Genomic DNA, 10,170 nt, shown 5'->3' on the forward strand with positions numbered 1-10,170 from the left:
AACCGTGTGCATAAATTAGGCCGTGCAAAAAAAGACACGGGTCTGAGTAAGACTTGTGTCTTTTATGGATTGCTATAATAGGGAAGGCAAATCCCGGTGTGTATACAAGCAAACATGAACCTGCTTAATAGATAGGGCGATTTTTTTCGTCAGGAATACCACTTTTGCGATAAAAATACGTATTGATTCGATCCCGCCATTCCTCGGCGTGCTCAGCCTGATGTTCAAGCCGTGTCAGCACCTGTTCGTAGATTGTCTCATGTAGTTGCTCTCGCAGACTAATCCATGTTGCATGAAGATGTGCCGCACGCTTTGCACCTTCAAAGTGAGTATCATAAATGTGCTGTATGACCGTTTGTCCGGAGTGGAGCACATACGTATAAGGGACATGATGAAAAAATAAGAGCAGCTCATCTGGACAGCTGTCTATAGATTCGTAGATCTCGGCAACAGGAGGAAAATATTGTCCTGCATAGCCTGTTCCCGTTGCAGTCGTGCGATCTACCCCGATTCCCCAGCAATCGGCAAAATGGTAGGTGCCCCACATCGAATATTCATATCCATCTACATCTGGCCCATAGTGGTGATTGGGACTGACCATCCAGCCGACTCCGAGAGGAGCAGTGTAGGACTCGTAGATATTCCATGAATCGAGTAGCATCTGTTTAATGGTAGAAATCAACTCGGTATCACCGTTATCCTTACCTTGGCCGCTGAATGTCAGCCGAACCCATTCATCCGCGATTTCATCTGCGGATAGATCCGGGTCCCATGCCAACCGGCCGTAGTCGTAAAGGTTGGATTGGGCGAGCAAATGTCCGGTCCAGTTGGTGTCTGCACCAATATTAGAAACAGCGGCTAATCCAAAGTTCATGGGCTTGGGAACATGATTCCTTGGCTCTTCCTGGAGGCTACTGCTGTTTGCATGGACAATAGCCTTCCCCCCACGATGGGAGCTGGAATTGCTGCCGGTATGCAAAGCGCCACTCACGATGCGCTTGATGGTAGAGCCTTTTCCCTGTGCATAGGTGTCAAAGTCGAGCACTTCCTTCCATTGCGGAACCAGGTAGCATAGATGCTTTTGTTGTCCGGTATACTCCTGCGCAATTTGAAATTCCAGCAGTACCTGAGTGGCTTCCATCGCGCCGAACAGGGGGGAGACAGGCTCGCGCACCTGAAAATCCATAGGGCCATTTTTAATCTGTAAAATGACATTATCCCGGAACAGTCCATCCAGCGGTTTGAAATGGTCGAAGGCTGCGCGAGCCCGATCCGTCTTGCGGTCACGCCAGTCCTGTTTGCAGTCGTAGACAAAGCAACGCCAAATCACACGTCCGCCATAGGGCCGTAGTGCATCCGCCAGCATATTGGCTCCATCGGCGTGGTGGCGTCCATAGCTGAAGGGTCCGGGCCGATTTTCAGAATCGGCCTTGACCACAAAACCACCCAGATCGGGAACGGCTGCGTAAACCTCCTGTGCTTTGGTCTTCCACCATTCAGCGACATCGGGGTCTAGAGGATCGGCTGTAGTTAATCCGCCGAGCTGAATCGGGCTGGCATAGTTAATGCTCAAGTAGATTTGGATACCATAGGCGCGAAAGATGGCAGCTACCTTGGCCACATCGGGTAAAAACCGATCCGTGATCAGCTCGGTTTCCACCTGATGGACATTCACATTATTAATGGATAGCGCCTGAATGCCTACAGAAGCGAGTAGACGGGCATAGTCTCGGAGGCGCTCCATATTTGTAGTAAAGGCATTGTTGTTGTAGAAAATAGACGCCCCCGCATATCCACGTTCAACGCTGCCATCCATGTTATCCCAGTGGTTGATCATGCGAATGGGATTAGCCGGATTGGATAGTAGGTCTAAACTGGGAGCATGCAATGATTGTCTGACAGTAGGCTTCAGCTTGCCGTCTAGTCCGCCTTGCAGGTAGCGCAGCAAATGAAAGACCCCGTACAATACCCCTTTGGAGGTTTGACCCGCGATTGTAACGCACGATCCTTTGATATTATCGGGATTTTGCCCAGTTGAATCTGCTGGCTTTGGCACCTCTACCCCGCGAATCCGGTAGCCTTCTGCGCTCACTTCTGCCTGTTCCTCTGCGCTAAAACGTTCTGCTACGCATGGATGATCCTGGAACGTACCTAGCGCAACAAAGGGTTCATGGACAGGAACGGTACTCATCTTCGGCTGCTGTCCGAACATGGAGGCCAATCCTTGCTGAAGCTCGCTCGCAGCCGTCTGAAGCACTTCATCATCTGTTTCATGAACCACGATGACGCTACACCAAGCAGGCATCTGTTTCACATGGTGATCACGGCGGTAGTGAAGCCAGGCGTCATAGCCGCTCTCTTTTGGCATATCCATACGCTTGCTCATATTTGATTTGGACCTCCTTTGCGCAAGTGAGGGTTCGTTCGTTTCAGGCATGCTGCTTCTCATCTTGAGTCATATGCTGAGGGAAAGTCAGTCGATTCCCTTTGCCTTCATACAACCACAAAATAGCGGTAACTCCGCGTGGGTAATATTTGCTGCCGTGGGCAATACCGGAGAGCATTTGGTCGCTCCAGCACCAATAGGATTCTTCAGGATGCAGGAGCCATGAGACATGGGCTGCGTCAGCCGCTTGCCCCGTTTCCTGCCAAGGTAGCTCCAGCAGCTCACGAGCAATAAACTGTGACAGATAAATTTTGCTTAACCAGGAGTTGTTACTGGTCGAGGATAACTTCCAGCCTCCGTCCTCAAATAGACAAACCCCCGGTACGAGTACGGTTTGCAAATGGCGCCGAAGTGCCTGGATATATCCACTGAACCGCCCATCAGGCTTAAGCGCATCTTCACATCCTGTAAAATAAGGGAAGATCAATCCCTCAATGGCAGGAATAATCTGCGAATCGTTGCCTTCCTTAATGACTGCAGGAATATAGCCTTTGTCTGTCATGTGAGCGGTAATCGACGCTGCGCATTTGTCTGCCTGTGAGCCGGCTTCCTGCGAAAGGGAGCTAAGCCCCTTTGAGGCAAATATCTTTTCCAGCGCAACATATACCGCCCAGCATTTGCTGCCTAAATAAATGTTATTGCGGGACTGACCCAAGGATACATCCAGACTATCGTAAGTTGTAATTTCTGCACCTCCCCGGGTTCTTGAGCTGTCCAGGCCCATTAAGCCGTTTCGTTGGGCCGGATCTGGATGATCCCGCCGCAGCATGCTTTCGAAGCAGTCGCACAAGACAGGCAGCATACGTGCCGTAAATGACTGATCCTGTGTCTGCTCGATATATACCGTGGCGCAGCAAAGCCAGTTTACCAATTCCTCGTGGCTCATATAAGAGAAACAGTCGTCAATCCCTGCCAGCTCATAACAGGAGTACCCCTGCCGGGAGAACACATTAGCCACGCCCATATCATGGGTAAACGTGATCCCCCCTGGATGGGTATGTTCCTCTCCCGGGAAACGTACCTCATCCCGATAGCTGTACCTTTGGACAAACCATTCCAGTTCGTTGCGTACCGTCCATGGATTCAAAATCAATTCATAATAAAGCTGATCCGCCGTCAGATCGAGTGTATTCATCATTCGGTACTCGCCTTCGTTCACAATCCAGATCGGTTCGCCATCCTCTTGCTGACTGAGCAATTGAGTGCTGCCATAATAGCTGTGAATTGCCTGAGCGAGCATAAATTCCTGATCCGGACTCAAGTTCGCCGATTCGATCCAGTCATTCCCCTGAATACAAGCTGCAATCAGGTCGGTAAAATGCTTCAACGCATAGCTTCCCACGTCTTCAATATCCTTGAACAGCCGGGTATAGTAATACGATGCTTCGATGCCTGTTGTCACAATGCCGCCGCGATAAAAGCATATGGCGAAGGTATACGTGCGCTTTTCTCCTGCGGGAACGTCCATCAGGAGCGCACCTGTTGTGCCCAGGCCAAAGGATAAGTTATCGGCCATGGTCTCCCCGAGCAGCTTCTCCATTGCAAATCCGCTGGCAGGTATGGCTTCACTGCTGTTGGTCACAATAGCCGTGCTTCGTCCTTGACCGATGCCTGTGAGTCTTTCCTCCAATTGGGTAGATTCCGTAGCGTCCCTGCGTGGATCTTCCCCTATAATACGTATGCCGCTATACGGATCACTGCCCTGATAGCCGAAAAAGGCTCTCCGTGCAGCAGCACCCTCTGTATTATCGATCGTCAGCTCGGCAAATACAGCCGGAACCAATGCTGCCCGTAGCTCATCCATGCCCGCAATTCCCGGTTCGGGCACCGGGCGAACGGGAGAGTACAGCCGGAACGTCAAATCGCCTGCCTGCCATGTATCTGTTCCTGCTTTTAGCTCACGGGTGATGTCTTGGTCGGCAAAGGCAACGAGCAAAGGCTCTGTTTTTTTATCCTTTTTCTCCACATCGTAGCGAGTACTTTCATCCTGTATGGATGCGAAAAAAGGAAGCGCCTCATACGATCCGCCATCCCTGGATTGTAGTCCGATGTATACATTTTCATCAGCAGGTTTGCCTAGCTCCAGGCCAAGTCCGCCGCGATTCCCCTTAAACCCCAGTGTAAAGCTGGAAAATGAACCGATAGGTGCATGCTGCGTGTTATAAAATATGTTTTTCGACATCTATTGAAACCCCTTTCATGATAAAATGAAACGTTGATTAGCTTCAATTAGAGCCTAGCATGACATGTGCCGAGGAACCATTGTCAAATCGCTCAACTATTTATCCAAATCGCGCTGAAAGCGATATACTGGAGGATATCGATGTAAATGAGCCAGGAGGGAAAACATGTCATCACCACGTTTACCGAAGCGTCCCCATGATCCAGACCTTACGGTCGCCGGAGAGGAATTCTTTTTTCCCGATGTGCGGACTACGGTCAATCTATTTGCCATCCATACACGAAGTGTCGGAAGAGACTGGAATTATCCGCCACATGAACATCCGCAATATGAAATTAATATCGTGCTTGCGGGAGAGCAGGTCATGGTTGTGGATGGTCACAGCTTTATTCAGCGACAGGGTGATCTGATGCTTTTGCGCCCAGGAATGGTCCACTCCAGCCGCAGTAGCGGGCAGGGGTTTACGTATTTTTGCATGCATTTCGACATTGATGATAAATTGTTTCTTTCGCTCCTGAGTCGTTTGGAGCAAGTGCTTTTTCCAGCTGATGGCGCGGTGGCGAAGCAGATGGGGCCAGCGCTGAGTAAGCTGCTTGACCTTTCCGCGCTTGAAGACATGGGGATAAGTGGTGATTCGGTGGCAAAGCGTATGCGGATTCAATCTGCTGTATTTGAACTGTTCGCAACGCTGTGGGAGGCAGTATCCAGTGAAGCTGCTCATCTACCAGGGCGTGGATATGTGCAGGCAGAGCTTGCCCATCAGATTGCCAGTCGACTTCAGGGCAGGGTCAATCAGCCTTATAGGCAGGCAGGCTCGGCGGAAAAACAGGATGGGATTGAGGGAATTTCATCCGAACTTGGTATTAGCGTGTCCCATTGCAATCGTGTATTCCGTAGTGTTTTTGGCGTATCTCCGCGAGTGTATCTCTCCGAGCTTGTCTTGCATGAGGCCAAGCTGCTGTTGGCTGACCCGCAATGGTCCGTACAGCAAATTGCTGAACTGCTCGGCTATGGGGATATTGCACACTTTAGCAGGCAATTCAAACGCTGGTCCGGTCAGTCGCCGACATCCTACCGTAAGAGCGTAGCCCCTGAGAGCTCATCTGAATAAACGTGCTGTTCCCAGATGGCAGTTATACGCTGATCTAATTGCTGGAAGCTGACGTGTGCATATCCACCAGTCCAATACACACTTACAATGTGTTGGACTAGTTTTCTTTTTACAGAAGATGTAGCGGGATGCAAAAAAACATCGTATTTATCGGAATAATACTCCAGGAAAGTGTCGCATTTCGTTTTACAATTTGTATTGAAAAAATTTTAGGAGGAAACAGCATGTTGGGAATCGATATAAAAAAGGAGAGTAATAATTTAGTTATTACTTGGCAGTTATCTAGGATAGAAGTATCTCTTGAGGATATTGAAGATGTTTCGTTCGATAATACTTATGCTGGACAAGAGAAAGATGCAATAAGAATAGGTACTCCTTATGCAACAACGGACAGGGTTGTAATTAAAACCAATTCAAAGACATATATTTTGTTTACTACAAATGGTCAAAATATTCTTAAAAAAATACACTCCTATCTTTAATTAGCTATTCATAAAAATACAGCATGATGTGCGCGGAGAATGATATTGCATTACTTCATGGACATATATGATCTGAATTGTACCCCATTGCTCAAAATGAGGAATGGGGTATGTACCGTGTTTGTACAGCTTATTTATTTTTAGCGAGTTTCAATTTCTTAATCAAACGATCGATAACATATCCTATGAGATACCAGAAACTTATTGTAGTGAAGTACACAAGGGCTATGGGGATATGTGCTTTTCGCACAAATTGAAAAGATTCATGTATCCAAACCAACGGGCTAATCATAGCCAAAAGTATATTATAGTCGTCATATTCCGTAATATTTATAGCGATAACTATACATGAGACTAGGACCAACCAAAAGCGAAAGGACTTCTTTGCCTATACCTACATTCCATTTTCAAAAGAGAAGCCGCGAGACGATTAATAGCATTCTGATCGCAGCGGCTTCTTGGGATTCTTCTGTTCTACACTTTTTTCACAGGACGTAACACTGCGTAGCCGTATCCTTCAGGGAAATGCCGTTGATAATCCTGCTTCGTTTCCTCATCCCATTCATACCCCATACTGTGTGGGTCAAAGTTCCAAGCTTTTTCCTCCACCACTCTCATAACATCTCCATTGTTTTTTAAATAGTTAAAGGGTGGATGGAAAAACACCAGATAATCTGATTCGGGGATGTTTCGGCACTCCATACCTGCTGGAATCTCTCCAGTGTAGTCAGCAGCAATCGGTATTCCATACAAATAGCCCTTCTGTCCATGCTGATAGAACCAGCCTGCGGTTTGACCCAATTGTCCGGGAAGCTTAAGGTGAGACATGCTTTCCAGAGTTCCGCAAATTTCATCACAATTATGACCGTTTCTCCAGAAATCACCGTAGTTTCGAGAAGAGATATCCCAGATCCCAATAAATTTGTGTGCTGGTATATGCTCGATTTTGACTTCAGCTTCTTGTAAGTGCTCCTTAACCATCTTATCCCGCTCCTTCAAATGGTAATGGTAAGGAGAGAACACCTCAGCGCGAGTGGCTAATGGAATAGGCCGGGGGTTCTTCCGGTATACAGCCGGGGATACCTCGAACGCTTTTACAAATGCTCGTGTAAAAGCTTCCTGTGAAGAAAACCCATACTTTACGGCAACATCGAGGATGCGGACATTGCTGTCCCGGAGTTCAAGGGCTGCCCGGCTAATCCTGCGCATCCATACATAATCCCTTAACGTCATTCCCGTCAGAGAATGAAATTGCTTTGTACAGTAGTAAGGGGAGTAGCCTAGCTGGTCGGACATTCTCAACAACGATGGTGCTGAGGTAAGATTATTATCAATCCAATCAATCATAAGCTGGACCATTTCGTTCCATTCGTACACGGGCGGTTCCCTCCTTTCGACTTCATCTTAACAGCCGGAGTGCAGGAAACATTTGACTTGAGTTGCATACACACTTTTGTTGTGTCTGTTTACTCTTCTACATAACGGATATATGGGTGTTGAAAGAACCTTTGATCAGACACGAAATCATATTGTTTTCCTACAACCAGAGGAGGAATTATAGACTGTGAGGAAATATATAATTCTTTATATCCGCCTCCGTTAGAAGCATCTCTCTGTACAACTAAGTAATCGTCTGTAATTTTAACTAATTTGGCAGTTTCAGCATGGTGAATTCCTGAATAAAAGTAAAGCCAGCTAAAAATCAGTGAAAAAAATATAACGCTTAAAATAGATGCAGCTATTTTATTCTTTGTAATCAACATTTGCGCACCCCCATAATTCATGTATAAGTCAGGTGATATAAGAAAAAGAATCTATACTATTCCGTTCTTTCATCCGCAATAAAATATGTATGATTGGTTATCTATCCTGTATATGTATATTGTAAGTTGTATGGTCGGATGATGAAAGTAGTTTTCACACAAAAAGCCTACCTACCGGAACAACGGCAGATAGGCTTTTATAACATAAACATTCACTATACTTCATAACCGTATGCAGTCTGTGCCTTACATTGCAATCGCACCGACAGCATATTTTTGGTCTATCGTTAGTTATTTTTACGCTGACGGGCGCGAGCTTCGCCGCCTTTACGGCCTGCTTCTTCCCTGCTCATTTTCCCGTCGCTATCACTTTGGTCTGAATTGCCACGGGCTTCACCGCCCTTGCGACCGATTTCCTGATAGAACTCCTTGCCATGGTTTTTGGAAGTGGCTTCGCCGCCTTTTTCACCAATCTCCTGATAGAAGTCTTTGCCATGACTTTTAGCAGTGGCCTCGCCACCTTTTTCGCCGATCTCTTGGTAAAATTCTTTGTCGTGATTTTTAGCAGTAGCTTCTCCACCTAAACGTCCTGCCTCTTCGCGACTCATTTTGCCATTTTGGTTGTTGTTAGCCATGTTCAATCACTCCTCATCGAATTTTAGTAAAGCGTCTACGTGTATCTATTAACCCTCGTGTCAGGAATTAAACATGTCTATTTTATTTTGATAAATGGAAAATGGTTGGTAAATAACTGGGTATACCCGTCTCTATCAGACTTCCCATGACTCTGTGCGCAGTTGTTGCTGGCGGGTAAATAATGTCGGGTAAATGAACAGGCTGAGCAGCACGCTGGTCAAAATGGCAGAGGTCATAGTCGTGAATACGATGAGCAATTGCAAACGCACGGCGACAATCGGATTGGCGCCTGCGATGATTTGTCCGGTCATCATGCCGGGAAGCTGAACAAGCCCGAGTGTTTTCTGACCCTCAATGGTGGGAATCATACTGGAACGTATGCAATTCTTCAGTATAGGGAAGATGGCTTGTCGCGGTGTTCCCCCCAGAGCGAGAATGAGCATGATTTCAGGCTTGCGCAGCAGGACTTCCGACTTGAGCCGTGATACCAGCAGGCTGGACAAAATCATGGAGCTGCCGATGATCATCCCGCTAATCGTAATCATATACCGGGCTGTCGCCGGAATGATGTGCAGGCCAATCAGGAATGCCTGTGTTACGATTTCCACACATAGCAACGTCAGAAATGACTTCCACATGAGACGGGGGATAAAACGTCCTTTGCGTGCAACATTTTGAGAAGCTACAGTGATCATCAGCAAAATGAATAGTACGATAAATCCGTAGCTTTGCATCCCAAAAATCAAATGCAGCACATATCCAATCGCCAGTAGCTGAACGGATGCTCTGATCGTAGCAATAATAATGTCTCGGTCCAGACCGAGCTTGAAGGATTTGGACATGACGATGGCGATAAATACAAAACCTAGAGAAAGAATCATGGCAACAATCGTCATAGCCATTCTCCTGCTACAAACTTGCGGGTTTCACTATGCTGTGGGGCGTTAAAAAACGTTTCCGTATCCGCTTGTTCTACCAGTCTTCCGTCGATCATCAGCCATGTTTCGTGACCTACCCTGCGGGCTTGTTCCATATGGTGCGTAATCCAGATCATTGTTGTTCCCTCTTCTTTGTTCATTTGAAGCAGCAGTTCCTCGACCTCTTTGACTGAGGCGGGGTCCAGTGCGGAAGTAATCTCATCCAGTAGTAAAATATCCGGGCGATTCGCGAGCGTCCGCGCCAGGGCCAGGCGCTGTCTTTGTCCGCCGGACAGCTCTTGCGCCTTCTGCTCCAGCAGGTCACGAGTGAGTCCTACGCGCTCTAACAGGCCAACTGGATCTTCCAGTACCTTGCCATGTAGCCGCTCTACGGTCTGGAGATTGTAGAGGACCGTGCCCTGAAGCATGGGGGCATCTTGAAAAACCAATGCTACCTTTCGTCTCAGTTCAGGGATTTCCCATTCAGTTATAGGCTTGCCAAGGATGCTGATTTCTCCTTCATCCGATGTTAGCAAAAGATTGCACAGTGAAAGCAGCGTGCTTTTGCCAGACCCTGACGGACCGACCAGGGTCGTGATTTTTCCGCGAGAGACTTTTGCCGTAATTCCGTTC

9 protein-coding genes are annotated in these 10,170 nt (G+C 47.4%); 2 read left to right on the top strand and 7 right to left on the bottom strand.

Annotation, left to right across the window (positions count from 1 at the left end):
• Positions 1–124: 124 nt before the first annotated feature.
• Positions 125–2,386 (bottom strand): alpha-glucuronidase family glycosyl hydrolase, encoded by a 2,262-nt coding sequence (locus AC5V8P_RS05620; protein WP_064797623.1) that lies wholly within the window; start codon positions 2,384–2,386, stop codon positions 125–127.
• A 43-nt stretch (positions 2,387–2,429) separates the two neighbouring features.
• Positions 2,430–4,628: a glycoside hydrolase family 52 protein gene (locus tag AC5V8P_RS05625; protein WP_064797624.1), complete on the bottom strand. Its 2,199-nt coding sequence runs from the start codon at positions 4,626–4,628 to the stop codon at positions 2,430–2,432.
• Between the two features lie 166 nt (positions 4,629–4,794).
• On the opposite strand from AC5V8P_RS05625, the gene AC5V8P_RS05630 reads away from it, so the two are divergent.
• Both AC5V8P_RS05630 and AC5V8P_RS05635 read left to right on the top strand, forming a co-directional pair.
• A complete protein-coding gene (locus AC5V8P_RS05630; protein WP_064797625.1) occupies positions 4,795–5,739 on the top strand; it encodes an AraC family transcriptional regulator in 945 nt (314 codons plus the stop codon).
• Between the two features lie 224 nt (positions 5,740–5,963).
• Entirely contained in the window at positions 5,964–6,221 is a 258-nt protein-coding gene (locus tag AC5V8P_RS05635; protein ID WP_063207544.1) for a SunI/YnzG family protein, read from the top strand.
• 474 nt (positions 6,222–6,695) lie between these two features.
• On the opposite strand, the gene AC5V8P_RS05640 is transcribed toward AC5V8P_RS05635, so the two are convergent.
• The 5 genes from AC5V8P_RS05640 to AC5V8P_RS05660 form a co-directional block, all read right to left on the bottom strand.
• Positions 6,696–7,598: an AraC family transcriptional regulator gene (locus AC5V8P_RS05640; protein ID WP_064797626.1), complete on the bottom strand. Its 903-nt coding sequence runs from the start codon at positions 7,596–7,598 to the stop codon at positions 6,696–6,698.
• Between the two features lie 89 nt (positions 7,599–7,687).
• Positions 7,688–7,984 carry a hypothetical protein gene (locus AC5V8P_RS05645; protein WP_064797627.1) on the bottom strand — a complete coding sequence of 99 codons (297 nt, stop codon included), beginning with the start codon at positions 7,982–7,984 and terminating at the stop codon, positions 7,688–7,690.
• 287 nt (positions 7,985–8,271) lie between these two features.
• Positions 8,272–8,619, bottom strand: a complete 348-nt coding sequence (locus AC5V8P_RS05650; protein WP_063207308.1) for a KGG domain-containing protein — start codon at positions 8,617–8,619, stop codon at positions 8,272–8,274.
• Positions 8,620–8,754: 135 nt separating this feature from the next.
• Entirely contained in the window at positions 8,755–9,516 is a 762-nt protein-coding gene (locus tag AC5V8P_RS05655) for an ABC transporter permease (RefSeq protein ID WP_064797628.1), read from the bottom strand.
• On the bottom strand, positions 9,513–10,170 hold a 658-nt coding region (locus AC5V8P_RS05660; protein WP_495473571.1), incomplete at its 5' end, for an ABC transporter ATP-binding protein. The genes AC5V8P_RS05660 and AC5V8P_RS05655, both read right to left, overlap by 4 nt.

The organism is Paenibacillus sp. N119s, from assembly GCF_059447605.1.

What these genes read in the sequence shown, in the direction of transcription:
- AC5V8P_RS05620 (WP_064797623.1), bottom strand. Translation starts at nt 2,386, where the DNA reads ATGAGCAAGCGTATGGATATGCCAAAAGAGAGCGGCTATGACGCCTGG.
- AC5V8P_RS05625 (WP_064797624.1), bottom strand. Translation starts at nt 4,628, where the DNA reads ATGTCGAAAAACATATTTTATAACACGCAGCATGCACCTATCGGTTCA.
- AC5V8P_RS05630 (WP_064797625.1), top strand. Translation starts at nt 4,795, where the DNA reads ATGTCATCACCACGTTTACCGAAGCGTCCCCATGATCCAGACCTTACG.
- AC5V8P_RS05635 (WP_063207544.1), top strand. Translation starts at nt 5,964, where the DNA reads ATGTTGGGAATCGATATAAAAAAGGAGAGTAATAATTTAGTTATTACT.
- AC5V8P_RS05645 (WP_064797627.1), bottom strand. Translation starts at nt 7,984, where the DNA reads ATGTTGATTACAAAGAATAAAATAGCTGCATCTATTTTAAGCGTTATA.
- AC5V8P_RS05650 (WP_063207308.1), bottom strand. Translation starts at nt 8,619, where the DNA reads ATGGCTAACAACAACCAAAATGGCAAAATGAGTCGCGAAGAGGCAGGA.
- AC5V8P_RS05655 (WP_064797628.1), bottom strand. Translation starts at nt 9,516, where the DNA reads ATGACGATTGTTGCCATGATTCTTTCTCTAGGTTTTGTATTTATCGCC.